The sequence below is a fragment of the Pseudobutyrivibrio sp. genome (assembly GCF_017471675.1).
Taxonomy (GTDB): domain Bacteria; phylum Bacillota; class Clostridia; order Lachnospirales; family Lachnospiraceae; genus Pseudobutyrivibrio.
This window is the reverse complement of the sequence record NZ_JAFUSK010000026.1, coordinates 45332-63074: the sequence shown is the minus strand read 5'-3', so window position 1 is coordinate 63074 and position 17743 is coordinate 45332. Positions and strand designations below refer to the sequence as shown.

General features: G+C 38.7%; 15 protein-coding genes. 12 read left to right on the top strand and 3 right to left on the bottom strand.

The window, feature by feature from the left end; all coding sequences use genetic code 11:
* The first annotated feature begins 152 nt into the window (after positions 1 to 152).
* Positions 153 to 1088, top strand: coding sequence for a D-2-hydroxyacid dehydrogenase (locus tag IJ535_RS04545; RefSeq protein ID WP_294299392.1), 936 nt, complete (start codon positions 153 to 155; stop codon positions 1086 to 1088).
* Between the two features lies 1 nt (position 1089).
* Here IJ535_RS04545 and IJ535_RS04540 read toward each other — a convergent pair whose 3' ends face one another.
* Entirely contained in the window at positions 1090 to 2088 is a 999-nt protein-coding gene (locus tag IJ535_RS04540; protein WP_294299390.1) for a zinc dependent phospholipase C family protein, read from the bottom strand.
* A gap of 224 nt (positions 2089 to 2312) precedes the next feature.
* Here IJ535_RS04540 and IJ535_RS04535 point away from each other — a divergent pair, with 224 nt between their 5' ends.
* The 4 genes from IJ535_RS04535 (at position 2313) to IJ535_RS04520 (ending at position 7257) form a co-directional block, all read left to right on the top strand.
* Entirely contained in the window at positions 2313 to 3746 is a 1434-nt protein-coding gene (locus tag IJ535_RS04535) for a radical SAM protein (protein WP_294299388.1), read from the top strand.
* A gap of 251 nt (positions 3747 to 3997) precedes the next feature.
* Positions 3998 to 5425: an ATP-binding protein gene (locus tag IJ535_RS04530; protein WP_294299386.1), complete on the top strand. Its 1428-nt coding sequence runs from the start codon at positions 3998 to 4000 to the stop codon at positions 5423 to 5425.
* 66 nt (positions 5426 to 5491) lie between these two features.
* Entirely contained in the window at positions 5492 to 6316 is an 825-nt protein-coding gene (locus IJ535_RS04525; RefSeq protein ID WP_294299384.1) for a transketolase, read from the top strand.
* A 2-nt stretch (positions 6317 to 6318) separates the two neighbouring features.
* A complete protein-coding gene (locus IJ535_RS04520; RefSeq protein WP_294299382.1) occupies positions 6319 to 7257 on the top strand; it encodes a transketolase family protein in 939 nt (312 codons plus the stop codon).
* A 175-nt stretch (positions 7258 to 7432) separates the two neighbouring features.
* Here the strand turns inward: IJ535_RS04520 and IJ535_RS04515 are convergent, their stop codons facing one another.
* Entirely contained in the window at positions 7433 to 8467 is a 1035-nt protein-coding gene (locus IJ535_RS04515; RefSeq protein ID WP_294299379.1) for an aldose epimerase family protein, read from the bottom strand.
* Between the two features lie 145 nt (positions 8468 to 8612).
* Between IJ535_RS04515 and IJ535_RS04510 the strand changes: the two genes are divergently transcribed.
* Both IJ535_RS04510 and IJ535_RS04505 read left to right on the top strand, forming a co-directional pair.
* Positions 8613 to 10814 (top strand): transglycosylase domain-containing protein, encoded by a 2202-nt coding sequence (locus IJ535_RS04510; RefSeq protein WP_294299375.1) that lies wholly within the window; start codon positions 8613 to 8615, stop codon positions 10812 to 10814.
* A 27-nt stretch (positions 10815 to 10841) separates the two neighbouring features.
* The gene (locus tag IJ535_RS04505; protein ID WP_294299373.1) at positions 10842 to 11780 is read left to right on the top strand and encodes an ROK family glucokinase; all 939 of its coding nucleotides are present in this window, start codon (positions 10842 to 10844) and stop codon (positions 11778 to 11780) included.
* Positions 11781 to 11816: 36 nt separating this feature from the next.
* Here IJ535_RS04505 and IJ535_RS04500 read toward each other — a convergent pair whose 3' ends face one another.
* Positions 11817 to 12374, bottom strand: a complete 558-nt coding sequence (locus IJ535_RS04500; protein WP_294299372.1) for a TetR/AcrR family transcriptional regulator — start codon at positions 12372 to 12374, stop codon at positions 11817 to 11819.
* Between the two features lie 220 nt (positions 12375 to 12594).
* On the opposite strand from IJ535_RS04500, the gene IJ535_RS04495 reads away from it, so the two are divergent.
* From IJ535_RS04495 to IJ535_RS04475, 5 genes are all read left to right on the top strand, one after another.
* Positions 12595 to 13077, top strand: coding sequence for a MarR family winged helix-turn-helix transcriptional regulator (locus tag IJ535_RS04495; protein WP_294299370.1), 483 nt, complete (start codon positions 12595 to 12597; stop codon positions 13075 to 13077).
* 3 nt (positions 13078 to 13080) lie between these two features.
* Positions 13081 to 14844, top strand: a complete 1764-nt coding sequence (locus IJ535_RS04490) for an ABC transporter ATP-binding protein (protein ID WP_294299367.1) — start codon at positions 13081 to 13083, stop codon at positions 14842 to 14844.
* Positions 14844 to 16754: an ABC transporter ATP-binding protein gene (locus tag IJ535_RS04485; protein WP_294299364.1), complete on the top strand. Its 1911-nt coding sequence runs from the start codon at positions 14844 to 14846 to the stop codon at positions 16752 to 16754. Before IJ535_RS04490 ends, IJ535_RS04485 begins: the two co-directional genes overlap by 1 nt.
* Positions 16755 to 16922: 168 nt before the next feature.
* Positions 16923 to 17087, top strand: a complete 165-nt coding sequence (locus IJ535_RS04480) for an antitoxin VbhA family protein (RefSeq protein ID WP_294299362.1) — start codon at positions 16923 to 16925, stop codon at positions 17085 to 17087.
* Between the two features lie 4 nt (positions 17088 to 17091).
* Positions 17092 to 17703 (top strand): Fic/DOC family protein, encoded by a 612-nt coding sequence (locus IJ535_RS04475; RefSeq protein ID WP_294299359.1) that lies wholly within the window; start codon positions 17092 to 17094, stop codon positions 17701 to 17703.
* Positions 17704 to 17743: the final 40 nt, after the last annotated feature.

The window sequence follows — 17743 nt, the reverse complement described above, 5'->3', positions numbered from 1 at the left end:
GAAAATCCTCGTGTCGTTGGTTCGATTCCGACTCTGGGCACTTGTTTTTTACCTTTCAGTAGATAATACTGAGAGGTTTTTTTATTATTCGTCCTTTTTAAATATATATTCTTATGGCATAATATCTACAGATTATAGAAGGAGCAAACAATATGAAAATAGTATTTCTTGACAGAAAATCTATAGGTGATGATATAGATTTAACACCATTTAAGGAATTTGGTGAACTGGTAATATATGATTATTCTACAGTAGCTGAGGCAGCTGAAAGAACAGTTGATGCTGATATCATTGTATTGAATAAGGTGCCTATTAATGAACAAACCATAGGAAAAGCAAAAAATCTAAAGCTTGTATGTGTTACCGCAACAGGAACAAATAATCTTGATAAGGAATATTTGGCTAAAAGAGGGATAGAATGGAGAAATGTTGCAGGATATTCAACAGAGGCAGTAGCACAGCATACATTATCTCTTACTTTATATTTACTAGAGCATCTTAGTTATTACGATAATTATGTTAAAAGCGAAAAATATGTAAATGATAAAATGTTTACTCATTTTGAAATGCACTTTAATGAAATTGCTGGTAAAACCTGGGGAATAATAGGTCTAGGAGCAATAGGAAAGAGAGTTGCAGAAATAGCTACATGCTTAGGAGCAAATGTAATATATTACTCTACCAGTGGCAGGAATCATTCAGATATCTACAAAGAAGTTGATTTTGATACATTGTTATCAACATCAGATATCGTATCTATCCACGCTCCTTTGGATGACAATACCTTGCACCTGATGGATGCAAAAGCATTTGATAAGATGAAAGAGTCAGCCATCTTAATCAACGTTGGAAGAGGACCAATTATTGTTGAAAAAGATTTAGCTGACGCATTAAATACCAATAAGATAGCGGCTGCTGGATTAGATGTACTTGATGTGGAGCCTATGTCTGACCAAAACCCATTAAAAACTATTAAAGATAGCAATAAGCTTATAATAACTCCTCATATAGCATGGGCAGCAGTTGAAGCAAGAGTAAGGCTCATGGATATAATTCATGGTCAAATTAAAGAATATCTTTTCAAATAGATTATTCTATTGGTAATCCAGTTACATAGCTTGTATCGCTTAAGCTTACAAGAAGAAGATTTCGATAGTGGAGAAACTGATTGGTTTCCTCCACTATATCTTTTTCTGAATCTATAAATGAAGTATTACCGCAGGACTTCATGTAGAGTTCCATTCTTTCTATATACGAAGGCATGGCTTTATTCATTAAGTCATAAATACTATCACTACATTCAACATCAGGGTTCCAAGGATTATACCATTTAGCATGCTTTTCATTACAAGGGTCAGTGTATTTAATAATATTATCACTTGGTATCATTGAAGATATGAAAGCACATTTATAGAGAACTTGCTCTATGCTTCTAACACGGTGCTTCTTAATGCCTTTAGGGTCATTCATCATACGATTGAGTTTGATAAATGATTTAATAGCCTGTTTTACAGTATGAAGACGTATCTTATGCTCTGGGTATGCCTTATTAATGGCAATATGTAGCATTTCAGCTATAACACGTTTCTCATTAGCAGAAGGTGAAACAGCTCCAGCATAATCAAATTCACTTGGTAAAAGATGCTTATAATGATTTAAAACCAAGTGATCAATGTCAGTTTCCAAAGATACATGTTTACCAAAGTCGTATTTTTTCCCTTTTTTTAGATTTTCAAAATGATTGCTTTTAAAATAAATGTAAGGATGGCAAACAATATCTAAGGAATAATGTCCTATAAATCCAAGTATATAGGCATCACAAATCCTTCTAGAATGAGCATCTTCAAAGGTATTTCTAGCATCAAATAGGTAATCAAAGAATAACATAACACGTTCTTGATGCATTATATTTCCAATATTCTTTTTATAAAACAAATATGCAGGGAGATGATAGAAAAATATATCAGGTCCTTGTAAACCTAGAGAAAATGCAGTTTGATGCCTTCCAATCAATGACCTTGTATCACTAGATTCAATAAATGAAATAGATTGTTCACCAAATTCTAAATGAGTTATAAATCCTGGCATGATGACTCCTTATTTCTAATCTTCAGATATAATGTTAACTTTAAATTTACACAATTATATCATACTAACAATGTCTTAATTGCGAAGGGAATGTGAATACAAAAAAAACAAAGTGTATAAATTCATGGAACAAGTAAAAATTATTGTATATAGCAGAATTTGAGGAAGAATTTATACTAAGATTAGAAAGAAAACTACATTAGATTGTAAAGGGAGGACACAAAATGAGTGTAAAAGATAGTGTTGAACGTGCTGCCTTTGGTGCTGCAATTGATGGTGTTCTAAAGAATATTAAAAAGGATCCTAAAAAGAATTTATTAAAAATAGTTGATTTAACAGAGAAGATGATGGGAGGAGATTCTAAAGGATTTCGTTCAGGAGCATTTGCTGGAGCAAGGGATTTAATTAACCAGGAGAATTCCAAATGGATGAATTATGTTACACGTCTGCTCACTGAAACTGACCCTCATGTAGCAAAAATGACAGCTTTAAACCTTGGTTATCAGGCTGCTTTTAAGGGCACAAAGATGATTAGAGAGAATAGAGAAAAATATGGATGTAATATTCCATGGCTTATTCTTATGGACCCAACAAGTGCTTGTAACTTGCGTTGTAAGGGCTGCTGGGCTGCAGAATATGGACATAAGCTCAACCTTACATTTGATGAATTAGACAGTATTGTTACTCAAGGAAAAGAGCTTGGTATATTCTTTTATATGTTTACCGGCGGTGAGCCATTAGTAAGAAAAGATGATTTGATAAAGCTTTGTGAAAAGCATAATGAATGTGCTTTCCATAGCTACACCAACGGAACACTTGTTGATCAGGCATTTTGTGATGAAATGAAGAGGGTTGGTAACTTATCACTTTCAATTTCACTAGAAGGTTTTGAGGATGCTAACGATTTCAGACGAGGTGATGGTGTATACGCAAAGGTACTTCATGCAATGGATTTATTACATGAAAATGGCCTTATATTTGGTAATTCAGTATGTTATACATCTAAGAATATGGATTCAGTCACATCAGATGAATTCTTTGACCTGTTAATCGAGCATGGTTCAAGATTTGCATGGTATTTCCATTTGATGCCTGTAGGAATGAATGCTACACCAGAGTTGATGCCTTCACCAGAGCAGAGAGAGTATATTTATCATAGGTTACGTGAAGTCCGTGGTAATAAAGGTGGTAAAGAAATTTACGTAATGGATTTCCAGAATGATGGTGAATTTGTAGGTGGATGCATTGCAGGAGGAAGAAACTACTGTCATATTAATCCTAAGGGTGACGTAGAGCCATGTGTATTTATACATTATTCCGGTGCTAATATTCGTGAGAATACATTACTAGAGGCTCTTAAGCAGCCATTATTCATGGAATATAGAAAAGGACAGCCTTTTAACGATAATATGCTTCGCCCTTGTCCAATGTTGGAAAACCCAGAATTACTTCAGGAGATGGTTAAGCGTTCAGGGGCACATTCTACAGATGTACAAGAAGAGGAGCCTGTTGAGCATTTATGTGGCAAGTGTGCCCAGTATGCCGAAAACTGGAAAGAAACAGCTGATAGGCTTTGGATGGCTCACCCATATAGACAAAAAGGTTATATCAATTATGCTAATGCTGAAGAAAAAGGTTATGCATATAAGGTTGATTAAATAGACATTATCTATAGGCCTGACGGAGGACAGACGTCAGGTCTTTTTTTCGCCATTAAATAGTAAAAAAACGCATTACATTATTGATAAAAAAGAGAGATAATGCTAAAGTAAAGAAGATGTATAAAGAATATATTAAAATAGTTTAGACTTTATAAAAATAAACAAAAATCTTGGTAGTATTGCAGGAATAGTTGAAACGTGATACCATGGATTTACACGCGCTTGATGCAGTGTAAAGGAGAGGTGTTATGTTTAAAGGTCGTAAAGAAGAAATTGAAAAGCTAAAGAAGTTTTATGAGGGAGATAATGCTGAAGTAGCCATAATTTCTGGTCAGTTTGGTATTGGCAAATCAACATTGCTAAAGGAATTTGCAGCCGATAAGGAATGCATTTTCATTGAAGCTTACGAAACTACTAGTAAGCACCAATTCGAGCTGATTAGAAAGATAATGGGGTCTGAAACAGTTCTTGATGGCGAAGCCTTCTGTAAGGAAATCAGTAAACGAGCCGCAGAAGCAAAGCAACTCATTATTATCGATCAATATCCTCATATTGCAAAAGCAGATTCAGAATTTGATAAAATGCTGCATGAATACATTACAGGTGAGTGGAAAAATTTACCTGTTAAGCTAATTCTTTGCTCAGATGCATTCATGCTTGTAGATAAATATATAAAAGGTAAGAAGGCTGTCTGGAAGGATTCGATAGCTCTTGATTTAGTTGTCGAGCCTTTAGGATTCTATGATTCATGCCAGTTTTTTGCAGATGCAAGCCCAAAGGAGGCAGCATTTTTATATGGAATTACAGGTGGAATACCATATAATTTGGCAAGAGTGGCGGCCCTGCTTGGTGTAGATGGCTTCGAATATCTAGGACAAAAGCAGATAGAATCAGATGATAAGATTAAGGAAATAGCTAAGAAATTATTTTTGGATAAGGAATCTAAGCTTGGAATAAATCCAGAGGTAGTGATGGCTACAGAGCTTAGAGAATTGGCATATTATAATTATATGCTTACAACCTTGGCAAAGGGGCTCAACCGCGTAAATCAGATTTCAGCGGAGGTTGAAAAGCCAAAGGATGTAGTGGTACCTTATCTAAATTCTTTGATGTCAATTGGGGTTTGTACAAAGGATACAGCTATTACAGAGATTACAAATAGAAAAAAAACACGCTATTCCATCGTTAATTTAAGCACATTATTCTGGTATAAGGTGGTAGTGCCTAATTACGATGAATATATATTAGGAAATGTTGAGGGGCTTTGGAAAAAGGCACAGCTTATAATGGATGAATACATGAAAGAGGTATTTGTTAAGATTTGTGCCGAATATCTTAGGGATAGAAGCGATAAGAATATGTTACCATTTACAGTTGAAGAGATAGGTAACTGGTGGGTAAACGATGACGAGGCAGGCACAACTGACGGCTTCGATTTAGTATCCCTTGGAAAATGCGAAGATAAGCCGGCAACAATATTTGCTCAATGCTATTACAATAACGAGCCTATAGAGGTTGCTCAGCTTAAGTCTTTAATTGAGAAGACAAAACAGCTACATAGACAGGGGGATGCGTTCTATTTGGTATTTGCTAACGCAGGATTTCACGAAAATGCTATTACCATTTCGTCAGCCATTAAAAACATCATGCTTATTACATTAGACGAAATGAGATAATATTTTTGATTTTCATTAGAAAATCAATACAGTGGCTCAGCCATGTAATTGTATAGGAGGAGAAAAATGACAAACCAAGAGCTAAAGAAAATTGCTACTGAGGTTCGCAAAGGCATCATTGAAGGTGTTCATGCTGCAAAAGCCGGACATCCAGGCGGATCACTTTCAGCAACAGAGGTATTTACTTACCTTTACTTTGAGGAGATGAACATCGATCCAAAGAACCCTAAGAAGGCAGACAGAGATAGATTCGTGCTTTCAAAGGGACACACTGCACCAGGTCTTTATTCTACACTTGCACAGAGAGGATTCTTCCCAGTTGAGGATTTGAAGGGTCTTCGTAGCATTGGAAGCCATCTTCAGGGACATCCATGTGTACAGCACACACCAGGTATTGATGCATCATCAGGTTCACTTGGACAGGGGATTTCTGTTGCAGTTGGTATGGCACTTTCTGCAAAGCTTTCAAATGATTCATACAGAGTATACACACTTTTAGGTGATGGTGAGATTCAGGAAGGTCAGGTTTGGGAGGCAGCTATGTTTGCTGGCGCTAAGAAGCTTGATAATCTTGTTGTAATCGTTGATAACAATGGTCTTCAGATTGATGGACCAGTTGATGTAGTTAACACACCATATCCTATTGCTGATAAGTTTAAAGCATTCAACTTTAACGTAGTTGAAGTAGCTGATGGTAATGATTTCGACCAGCTTCGCGATGCTTTCAATAAAGCTAGAGAGACAAAGGGAATGCCAACAGCTATCATCATGAAGACTGTTAAGGGTAAGGGCATTTCATTTATGGAAAACCAGGTAGGATGGCACGGAAAAGCTCCTAACGATGAGGAGTATGCTATCGCAATGGAAGAATTAGGAAAGGCTGGTGAGTAAGAATGGCAGACGTAAAGAAAATCGCAACTCGTGAGAGCTACGGTAACGCTCTTGTTGCTCTCGGTGAGAAATATGATAATTTAGTAGTTCTTGATGCAGACCTTGCAGAGGCTACAAAGACAGGTATTTTTAAGAAGGCTTTTCCAGAGCGTCACATTGACTGTGGTATTGCAGAGTCAAACATGGTTGGTATCGCTGCTGGTATCGCTAGCACAGGAAAGGTTCCATTCTGCTCTTCATTTGCAATGTTTGCAGCAGGACGTGCTTTTGAGCAGGTACGTAACTCAGTTGGTTACCCACACCTTAACGTAAAGATTGGTGCTACACACGCTGGTATTTCAGTAGGTGAGGATGGAGCATCACATCAGTGTAACGAGGATATCGCACTTATGCGTACAATCCCTGGCATGACAATCATCAACCCTTCTGATGATGTTGAGGCTAAGGCAGCAGTAGAGGCTGCTTACAAGATGGATGGTCCAGTTTACCTCAGATTTGGACGTCTTGCAGTACCTGTAATCAACGACAGACCAGATTATAAGTTCGAGATTGGCAAGGGTGTTGTTCTTAAAGAGGGCAAAGACCTTACAATCATTGCAACAGGTCTTGAGGTTAACGAATCTCTTGAGGCTGCTAAGAAATTAGCAGAGGATGGAATCGATGCTGAGGTTATCAACATTCACACAATCAAGCCTATCGATGCAGACCTTATCGTAAAGAGCGCATCAAAGACAGGAAAGGTTGTTACTGTAGAAGAGCATTCTATCATCGGTGGTCTTGGTGGAGCTGTTGCTGAGGTTCTTTCAGAGAAGTGCCCAACAAAGATGCTTCGCATCGGCGTAAAGGATACATTCGGCGAGTCAGGCCCAGCTGTTAAGCTACTTGAGAAGTACGAATTAGATGCTGCTGGAATTTACAAGCAGATTAAGGAATTTATATAAAAAAAGCCTTCCCCCTTTGGGGGAAGGTGGATGCGAAGCAGCCGGATGAGGGTCAATTGTAGTAATGCCCTCATCAGTCACCTTCGGTGCCAGCTTCTTCTCCGCTTCCGCTCCGGTCGGCTCAAAGCAGAGGTCCACTGGACCTCTTTCGCCCCAAAGGGGGAAGCCTTATTTTTTATACAAATTTATAAATTGTGGTTGAGTGAGCTTTAACGCCTGCTTTTGCGATTGGCTGATCAAACTCAGGTACGTTGATGGCATTTGGGAAGTACTGAGACTCGAAGCATACGCCGTGGCGCTTGTCGTAGACACATCCGCCCTTGCCAATGTGGCTTGTATCGAGGTAGTTACCAGCATAAAGCTGCATACCAGGTAAATCTGTGTAAACTTCCATCTTTCTGCCGCTCTGAGTTGACTCAAGTGTGCAACTTGGCTTATCTAATGTGTGGTGATTTAAGCAGTAGTTGTGGTCAAATCCACCTGCCCAGTTAAGCTGGTCGTAATCAACATCTGTATCCTTGCTAAGAGCCTTTGGAGTAGTGAAATCCATTGGAGTTCCCTTAACTTCGCGGCATTCGCCATGTGGGATAGACTCTGAATCTGTGTGAGTATATCTGTCTGCATCCATCCAAACAATGTGATCCATAACAGAACCAGTGTCATGACCATTTAAGTTAAAGTAAGTATGGTTAGTTGGGTTGAATATTGTATCAACATCTGAAACCCCTGAATAATCAAGGCGAATAGAGTTGTCATCACCTAATGTATATGTGATAGTGATATCCATTTCACCAGGGAAACCACATTCCATATCAGCCTTGTGGCATGTAAATGTAATGTGCTTATCATCAACAGATTCTACATCCCAAATACGCTTGTGCATTGGGTTAAAGCCTGAGTGAAGATTGTTCTTGCCATCATTAGCATCAAGCTTGTATTCTACTCCGTTAAGAGTGAATTTGCTGTCGCCGATGCGGTTGCCGTTAGGGCAAATGCAGCAGCCAAAGCCAGGTCCATTAACAAAATAATCTTCGATTTTATCATATCCTAAAACAACATCTGAAAGAATTCCCTCTGAATCAGGAACCCAAAGATCCAATAGATTACAGCCGAAATTCATAATCTTTGCCTGCATACCATTCTCGTTGATAAGAGTGTATGCAATAATATCTTCACCGTTTTTGGTGACGCCAATTTTTTCTTTTTCCACGGTTAAAACCTCCCTATTTTTTAGACTATATCTATCATACGAGTATGATGGTATAATTACAAGATTTTCAAAATAAAAAACAAATTTTTAAAGGTAAAAATGTCAAAGAAATGACATTATGGTACTATAGAAGTAGGACACATTTGTGGGGGTAAAAAAGATGAAATCCAGGGATAGGAAAATCCTTAGATTAATCAAAATTCAGATTGCATTGCTGCTTTTATTAATTGCAGGTGTTACCTACTATTACGTCAGCGGTTATGCAAAGACAGTCTCTGACCTAAAGACAGAGGCTAATCTTTTAGTGCGCAAATCTAATCCGAATACCTTTAGGCAGACAGAGACAAGTGAAGTTTATGATATAAATGGGGATACTATTTCTGTGCTAAAAGGGGAAAAGGATGTCTATTATATCACCTATGAACAAATTCCGGAGGATGCTGTAAAAGCCCTTATTTCTATTGAAGACAAAAAGTTTTTTAGCCACGATGGTGTGGATTATAAGGCTATAGCAAGAGCTTGTTATGTGATGCTAAAGGATAAAGAGATGACCCAGGGTGGAAGTACCATTACAATGCAGCTGGCGAGAACTATATTCTTAAGTAATGAAAAGACATGGCAAAGAAAGATAGAAGAAATCTACATAGCCTCAGAGCTTGAAAGAAAGTATTCAAAGGAGGAAATCCTGGAATTTTATCTTAACAATGTGTATTTCGCTAATGGCTATTATGGCATAGAAGCTGCGGCAAAAGGGTATTTTAGTAAAGATATATCAGAGCTTGATTTGGCAGAGATTTGCTATTTGCTGGCCATTCCAAATTCTCCCACCTATTACGATCCTGTAGTGAATCCAGATAATACCATCAAAAGAAAGAACTTGATTTTAAATGCAATGAAAGATGATGGCGTAATATCTGAAAAACTATATGATGAGGCAAAGGATGAGGTTATTAGCCTGACCCGTCCGGATAGTATAAAGAATAATTATGTTGAAACATACGTGTATACATGTGCTACCAGAGCTTTAATGGCTCAAAATGGATTTGAATTTAAGACGGATTTCAAAAATGATGATGCAAAAAAAGCATACGAAAAGGCTTATGACGAAGCCTATAACGAGGCAAATAAAAGCTTATTTACAGCTGGATACAGAATATATACATCCATTGATTTAAAGATGCAGCAGCAGCTACAGGATTCTATAGACCAGCAGCTAGAGGAATTTACCGATGTAAATGAAGAAGGAATCTATGCCCTACAATCAGCAGGAGTGTGTATTGATAATGAAACGGGAATGGTAAATGCTATAGTGGGCGGTAGGAGCCAGGAAGTAAACGGCTATACCCTAAATCGAGCATTTCAAAGCTTTAGGCAGCCTGGAAGCTCCATAAAACCTTTAAATGTGTATACGCCGGCATTAGAGATGGGGTACACTCCTGATTCCATTGTTATAGATGAGAAGCTGGAGGATGGCCCTGAAAATGCCAGTGGAAAATACAGTGGAGAGATAACTTTAAGGCAGGCAGTAGCTGCCTCTAAGAACACAATAGCGTGGCAATTATATACAGAAATAACACCAGATAAGGGCATGAGCTATCTTAAAGATATGGGATTTAGTCATATTGAAAAAGAAGACTATGGAATGGCTGCATGCCTGGGTGGATTAACTGTAGGAGTCAGTCCACTTGAGATGGCAAAAGGATATGCGACCATAGAAAATGATGGATATACGAGAGAACCGACCTGTATTTCAAAGATATTAGATGCTAAAGGAAATACAATCTATGAAGTAAATCAAGAAGATATTAAAATATATGAAGAAAATGATGCACGAAACATGACAGATATGCTACAATCTGTATTGACTGACGGCACGGCAAGGGGTGTATCACTTGGTGATATGCCTGCAGCAGGCAAGACAGGTACTACCAATGATAACAGAGATGGATGGTTTGTTGGATACACTAAGTATTACACAACCAGTATCTGGGTAGGCTATGATCAGCCTAAGAAGGTGCCAGGGCTTACCGGCTCTTCATATCCAGCTGCTATCTGGCAGGATTTTATGCTGGCTATTCATGAAGGTAAGGTGCCGGCAGAGTTTAAAAAGCCTGCAGTGTTTACAGGTCCACAGGAGCAGGAAGAAGATCCAGAGGCTGACTTGGAAGAAGGCGAGGAGCCTTATGGTGAATTTGATGAAGAAAATCCTGAGGAAATCCCTGAAGAACAAACTTATCAGGTTATAACACAGACATTTGACGGTCCAGAGGTTCCTGAGGGCATAATACCTGATAATGCCACAGATGTACAGATTACTACCACAACAGAACCAGTGGTTGAAGAATAGTTTTAAAATGGAGGATACAAAAAAGAAATGGCAAATTATGGATTTGGACTTGATTTAGGTGGCACAACATGTAAATGTGGTTTATTTACTGCAACAGGAGAGCTTCTTGAGAAGTGGGAGGTTCCAACAGACACATCTAATGGTGGTGTTAATATTCTTAAGGATTTGGCACAGACTGTTGTTAAGAAGATGGAAGAAAAAAATATTACATCTGACGATGTTCTTGGTGTAGGTATCGGAATTCCAGGACCTGTTTCAGATGATGGTGTGGTTAATAGATGCGTAAACCTTGGATGGGGCGTATTCAATGTTGAGAAGGAATTTTCAGAGTGCCTTGGTGGAATTAAGGTAAAGGCTGGTAATGATGCTAATGTGGCTGCTCTTGGTGAGTCTTGGATGGGTGCTGCTAAGGAGTACTCAAGCTCAGTAATGGTTACACTTGGAACAGGTGTAGGCGGTGGTGTAATCCTTAATGATGACATTATCCCTGGCGCTCATGGTGCAGCAGGTGAGATAGGACATATCAGAGTTAATTATACAGAGGAAAATACATGCGGATGTGGTAATCACGGGTGCTTAGAGCAGTATTGCTCAGCTACAGGTATTGCACGTCTTGCTAAGATTAGATTGGCTCAGAACGATGATGAAAGCACACTTAGAAGCGTAGAATCTCTTGATGCTAAGGCCGTATTTGACGAGGCTAAGAAGGGTGATACTGTTGCAAAGGAAATTGCAAAAAGAGCTTGTGAATATCTTGCACAGGGATTACAGGTAATTTCATGTGTAGTAAACCCAGAGGCATTTGTTATCGGTGGTGGAGTTTCTAAGGCTGGCCAGTACTTAATCGACGAAGTTGAGTACAGATTCAACCAGATTGCATTCCATGGCTGCCGCAATACAAAGATTGTACTTGCTACACTTGGAAACGATGCAGGTATTTATGGAGCTATGAAGCTCATTCTATAATAAAACAGCCTTCCTCCAAAGGGGGAAGGCTGTTAATTACTTATTTACAATACCTGAGTATCCACTGCCTAATAGCTTGCTGGCAGTTTCAGTAAGTACAGAGAAATCTGTGTCGCGCCCAGCTAGCAGCCAATCCTTATAGATAGCTGTGATAGCCTTTGTATACGAACGTACGATAGAAGGATACTTGGTCATAGAGAAGAATTTAGAAAATTCATCACTCTTTAGAACAGTATCTACAACTTCGTTATAGAAGAATGCATAGTGCTCATCACACATTAGCTTTTTTTCTACCTTTGAGCATGATTCAAGATATTTGTAGAAATAAGTAATACATCCTTCTAAATCCAGCTTTCTGGCATACTCGCCAATGTTATCTAAAATATCTTTAGACATTTCTTCCTCAACCTCTGCAACTAAATCATCAAGTGAAGAATAATGCAAGTAAAATGTTTTTCTGTTAATTCCGGCTTTTTCAGTGAGGTCAGTGATAGAGATTTCATTGTAATTGCGGGTTAGCACTAAGTCATTAAAAGCTTTTCTGACTGCAGTTAGGGTTCTCCGCACCCTTAAATCTTTACTTCGTTCTCTCATGTTTTCGCTCCTTTTTTCTATTATTAATTATTTATACTGACAAAATAATAGATTCATACTCTTTGTCTACTATACCACGTAATAAACCCCACGTGGAATTTTTAATAGATTTTTTAGAATTTGTTTATTGAATGAACACAAATTGACGTGTATAATACGAAATAGTTCGAATTCGGACAATACGGATTCGAACATTCCGAACTCGGACGAAAGGAGAAGTATGGACCATAAAGAATTTGATAGTAGAACACATTTAGGTTTTTTATGCGATTGCCTTAGCCGCGAAGTGAAGAATGCGGTAAACAGGGGGCTAAAGGATGCAAAGGGTTTGAGTGCAGCATCAAAGTATGGCTGGCTGTTAGCTTATTTTGTCCGCCAGACAGAGCCTATTTTCCAACGAGATTTAGAGCAAATCTTTCATCTTCCAAAATCTACATTAGCAGATATTATCCAGATATTTGAAAAGGAAGATTTAATCGAAAAGGTGCCTGTGGACGGGGACGGCAGAAAAAAGCAGATTGTAGTAACAACCAAGGGTCGTGAATTAAACCTCATTACCGAAGCTATGATAATGGAGGTTGAAGACTTTATGATGGAAGACATTTCAGAGGAAGAAAAAGAGGTTGTTGCAAAGGTGTTAAATAAAATGCAGCAGAATGTCAGAAAGTATAAATCACATATAATGCTAAAAAAGGAGGACTAAAGATTGGTTAAGAGATTATTACAGGAGACGAAAGAGTACACTCTTTCAGCTATACTTACGCCTGTATTTATGATTCTCGAGGTAGCAATGGAAATGATAATACCACTTCTTATTGCAGACCTGGTGGATAAGGGCGTGGAAGCTGGAAATATGGGTGAAATATATCGCATAGGTGGATACATGCTTATCTGTGCGGTAATAGGACTTTTCGGAGGTGTTATGGGTGGTGTCCTTGGTTCCAAGGCATCAGCAGGATTAGCTAAGAACCTTCGTAACAAGATGTTTGAGAATATCCAGACATATTCATTTGAGAATATTGATAAGTATTCAACAGCAGGTCTTGTAACACGTCTTACAACAGATGTAACAAATGTGCAAAACGCTTTCATCATGGTTCTTAGAATGGGATTTAGAGCTCCAGTAACAGTTATTGTAGCAATGATTTTATCATTCAAGATAAATGCAAAGCTTGCTTCTAATTTCCTTATTGCCATGATAATAATCCTGGTGTTTATGGGATTTGTTATGGTGGTAACCAGGAAGCTATTTGAAACATTGTTCAGAAAATATGATGATTTGAATGCATCTGTGCAGGAAAACATCACAGGCATCAGGGTTGTAAAGGCATACGTAAGAGAGGCCTTTGAAAAGACAAAATTTACAACTGCAAGCCAGGGCATTTATAAAGCCGCAACAAGCGCTGAAAAGATGATTGCAACAACAATGCCAATGATGAACTTGGTTGTATATGTATGTATCATACTAATAAGCTGGTTTGGAGCACATTTTATTGTTATAGATGGAACACTTACAACAGGTGAGCTTGTATCCCTATTCTCATATTGCATGAATATTCTTATGTCGCTTATGTTCTTTGCTATGATTTTTATCATGATAACAATGTCTATAGCAAGTATAAAGCGTATATATGAGGTACTTGAGGAAAAGACAACTATTACAAATGGCGACAATCCAATTTTTGAGGTACCAGATGGTTCAATCCAGTTTAAGGATGTGGTATTTGGATATAACAAGACAGCTGAAAGACCTGTGCTAGACCATATTAATCTTGATATTAAATCAGGTGAGACTATTGGTGTGTTAGGTGGAACAGGTTCAGCAAAATCTACATTGGTATCTATGATTTCTCGTCTATATGATGTGGACGAAGGCGAGGTAATCGTAGGTGGCCACAATGTAAAGGATTATGATGTGGAGACAATCAGAAACCAGGTTTCTGTAGTGCTTCAGAACAACGTGCTCTTCTCTGGAACTATTGCAGAGAACCTTCGCTGGGGTGACAAGAATGCAACAGATGAAGAAGTAAGACGTGCAGCAAAGCTTGCCTGTGCAGATGAATTCATCGAGAAGTTCCTAGATGGCTATGATACTTATATCGAGCAGGGCGGTACCAACGTATCTGGTGGGCAGCGTCAGAGATTATGTATTGCAAGAGCTCTTCTTAAGAAACCAAGAATCCTTATCCTTGATGATTCTACATCTGCTGTTGATACAGCAACAGATGCAAGTATTAGACGTGCTTTCAGAGAAGAGATTCCAAACACAACAAAGCTTATTATTGCGCAACGTATTTCATCAGTAATGGATGCAGATAGAATCATTGTTATGGATGATGGTAAGGTTAACGATTTTGGCACTCATGATGAGCTTATGGCCAGAAATGAGATATACAAAGAAATATTTGAGCAGCAGACAGGCGCCGGCAGCGGCGACTTCGATAAAGCAGAGGAAGGAGGCGAGGACTAATGCCTAGAGGACCACAACCAGGATCAGTACCAAAGCTGACAAAAGAACAAAAGGCCGCTAGACGAGGAGTTTTAGGCCGCCTTGTAAAATATGTTGGTGGAAGATATCCAATCCACCTTGTTGCAGTAGTAATCTGCATCTTCCTATCGGTAATATGTAATGCCAAGGGAACAGCATTTATGCAGCAGCTTATCGATTCCTACATCCTTCCAATGCTTGAAACTGGAAGCAAGGACTTTGGCCCACTTAAGGCTGCCATCTTCCACTTGATTGGATATTATGCAGTAGGTATCGCAGCAACATTTGCTTACAACTGGATTATGATTTTCGTAGGTCAGGGAACACTTAGAGACCTTCGTGACGAGATGTTTGAGAAGATGGAGGATTTACCAATCCGCTACTTCGATACACATGCACACGGTGATATCATGTCTATCTACACAAACGATATTGATACACTGCGTCAGATGATTTCGCAGTCATTCCCACAGATGTTTAACAGTGCAATCACTATTGTGACAGTGTTTGTGTACATGCTTATGTTATCACCAACACTTACAGGTGTTACAATCGCAATGATTGTTGTAATTATTCTTATTACTAAGACACTTGCAGGTACATCAGGTAAGTACTTCCGTGAGCAGCAGAAGGCTCTTGGTGCAGTAAACGGTAACATCGAAGAAATCATGAATGGTCAGAAGGTTGTTAAGGTATTCTGCCATGAGGATGAAGTAATTGATAAATTTAAGGATTTAAATGAGCAGCTATACAATAATTCATACAGAGCCAACAGATTAGCAAACTGCTTAGGACCTGTAAATGCACAGCTTGGTAATGTAAACTATGTTATCTGCGCTGTTGTTGGTGGAACACTTGCTCTTAATGGATGGACTGGACTTACACTTGGAGCACTCGTATCATTCCTTCAGTTTACCCGTTCATTTATCATGCCTATCATGCAGGTATCACAGCAGTTCCAGTCTATCGTACTTGCTATGGCTGGTGCCGAGCGTGTATTTGGCCTTATCGATGAAAAGCCAGAGACAGATGAAGGCTATGTAATGCTTGTAAATGCCAAGGAAGAAAACGGTGAAATCGTTGAGTGCGAGGAGCGTACAGGAATGTGGGCTTGGAAGCACTATCACAAGGCAGAGGGCACCACAACTTACGTGAAGCTTACTGGTGACATTGTATTTGATGATGTGGATTTCGCTTACAATCCTGATAAGACAGTACTTCACAACATCAAGCTGTTTGCAACACCAGGTCAGAAGATAGCCTTTGTAGGTGCAACAGGTGCCGGAAAGACAACAATCACAAACCTTATCAACAGATTTTACGATATCGCTGATGGTAAAATCAGATACGATGGAATCAACATTAACAAGATTAAGAAGGCAGATTTACGTCGTTCACTTGGTATCGTACTTCAGGATACACATTTGTTTACAGGAACTATTGCAGACAACATCCGCTACGGAAAGCTGGATGCTACAGAAGAAGAGGTTATTGCAGCAGCTAAGCTTGCAAATGCAGATAGCTTTATCCGCAGATTGCCACAGGGCTACGATACAGTAATCAAGGGAGATGGTGGTAACCTTTCCCAGGGACAGAGACAGCTGCTTGCTATTGCACGTGCTGCAATTGCAGATCCACCAGTGCTTATCCTTGATGAGGCTACATCTTCTATCGATACCCGTACAGAGAAGATTGTACAGGATGGTATGGATAAGCTGATGCATGGACGTACTACATTTGTTATCGCCCACAGACTTTCAACAATCAGAAACTCTGATTGCATCATGGTTCTTGATCAGGGCCGTATCATTGAGCGAGGCAACCACGAGGAGCTTATCGCAGAGGGTGGTAAGTACTACCAGTTATATACAGGAAAGATTCAAAATGCTTAAAATAAAGGCTGTAGTTGATAGAAATATCAACTACAGCCTTTTTGTGAACTAGGTTTTTAAAGATATTTAAATATGCTATAATAAAACCATATTTTGAAGGTACGAAGTGAATATTTAGGGGAATGGTTAGAAAATATGGAAATTAGACCGATAAATAAGGAGAGACTAATGTCTACAGATGAGAAAATCGCTAGTGTATCAGCTTCTTTTGCGATGGAGGATATGATTCTGACACCTCAGGAGCTAGAGCGAGGCAGAATGATTATTGAAAATGAGGTTGATGTAGAGGATGTAGTCCGTGAGATTACATCAAGGTATGTTTCAGTAGGATAAGCCTATGATGGATGAATATTACCGTTATGAGTACGAAGATAACGGCCAGTACTGTTATCCACACACTCATATCCTAAAGAACAAATTGGATATTCGCGATAAGGATGAGCTCTTTAAGGTAGAACAGGAGCTTAGTTCAGCGCGGTATTTTGAAATCGTCAAGCGTCCTATACCTGGCGATTTTTCTTTAAAGCATTTGCAGGCTATTCATAAGTATCTGTTCCAGGATATCTATGATTGGGCTGGGGAGATTCGCACAGTTGATATTTCAAAGGGCACCATTTTCTGCCTGACACAATTCATTGAAATCGAATTTAATAAGGTGCAGGAGTGGATAATCCAGAACAATTATTTATTGGATGTGGATGACAAGATAGTTATGTCTAAAAGACTGGCATACCTGATTGGTGAGATTAACATGATTCACCCATTCAGAGAGGGTAACGGCAGGGCTCAGAGGGTGTTCATTGAATACATCTGCAAGAACAGTAAACATTTCGATATTGATTTTTCAAAGACTACTAAGAATGATATGATACTTGCCAGCAAGGAAAGCTCTGTGCTGAACTACGCTCCATTCGAAGAGCTGTTGTTCAAGTGTTTAGTAGATATCTAGAGTTAAATTCTTAATATATATTTCATAGAAAATTCATATT

What these genes read in the sequence shown, in the direction of transcription:
- IJ535_RS04545 (WP_294299392.1), top strand. Translation starts at nt 153, where the DNA reads ATGAAAATAGTATTTCTTGACAGAAAATCTATAGGTGATGATATAGAT.
- IJ535_RS04540 (WP_294299390.1), bottom strand. Translation starts at nt 2,088, where the DNA reads ATGCCAGGATTTATAACTCATTTAGAATTTGGTGAACAATCTATTTCA.
- IJ535_RS04535 (WP_294299388.1), top strand. Translation starts at nt 2,313, where the DNA reads ATGAGTGTAAAAGATAGTGTTGAACGTGCTGCCTTTGGTGCTGCAATT.
- IJ535_RS04530 (WP_294299386.1), top strand. Translation starts at nt 3,998, where the DNA reads ATGTTTAAAGGTCGTAAAGAAGAAATTGAAAAGCTAAAGAAGTTTTAT.
- IJ535_RS04525 (WP_294299384.1), top strand. Translation starts at nt 5,492, where the DNA reads ATGACAAACCAAGAGCTAAAGAAAATTGCTACTGAGGTTCGCAAAGGC.
- IJ535_RS04520 (WP_294299382.1), top strand. Translation starts at nt 6,319, where the DNA reads ATGGCAGACGTAAAGAAAATCGCAACTCGTGAGAGCTACGGTAACGCT.
- IJ535_RS04505 (WP_294299373.1), top strand. Translation starts at nt 10,842, where the DNA reads ATGGCAAATTATGGATTTGGACTTGATTTAGGTGGCACAACATGTAAA.
- IJ535_RS04500 (WP_294299372.1), bottom strand. Translation starts at nt 12,374, where the DNA reads ATGAGAGAACGAAGTAAAGATTTAAGGGTGCGGAGAACCCTAACTGCA.
- IJ535_RS04495 (WP_294299370.1), top strand. Translation starts at nt 12,595, where the DNA reads ATGGACCATAAAGAATTTGATAGTAGAACACATTTAGGTTTTTTATGC.
- IJ535_RS04485 (WP_294299364.1), top strand. Translation starts at nt 14,844, where the DNA reads ATGCCTAGAGGACCACAACCAGGATCAGTACCAAAGCTGACAAAAGAA.
- IJ535_RS04480 (WP_294299362.1), top strand. Translation starts at nt 16,923, where the DNA reads ATGTCTACAGATGAGAAAATCGCTAGTGTATCAGCTTCTTTTGCGATG.
- IJ535_RS04475 (WP_294299359.1), top strand. Translation starts at nt 17,092, where the DNA reads ATGATGGATGAATATTACCGTTATGAGTACGAAGATAACGGCCAGTAC.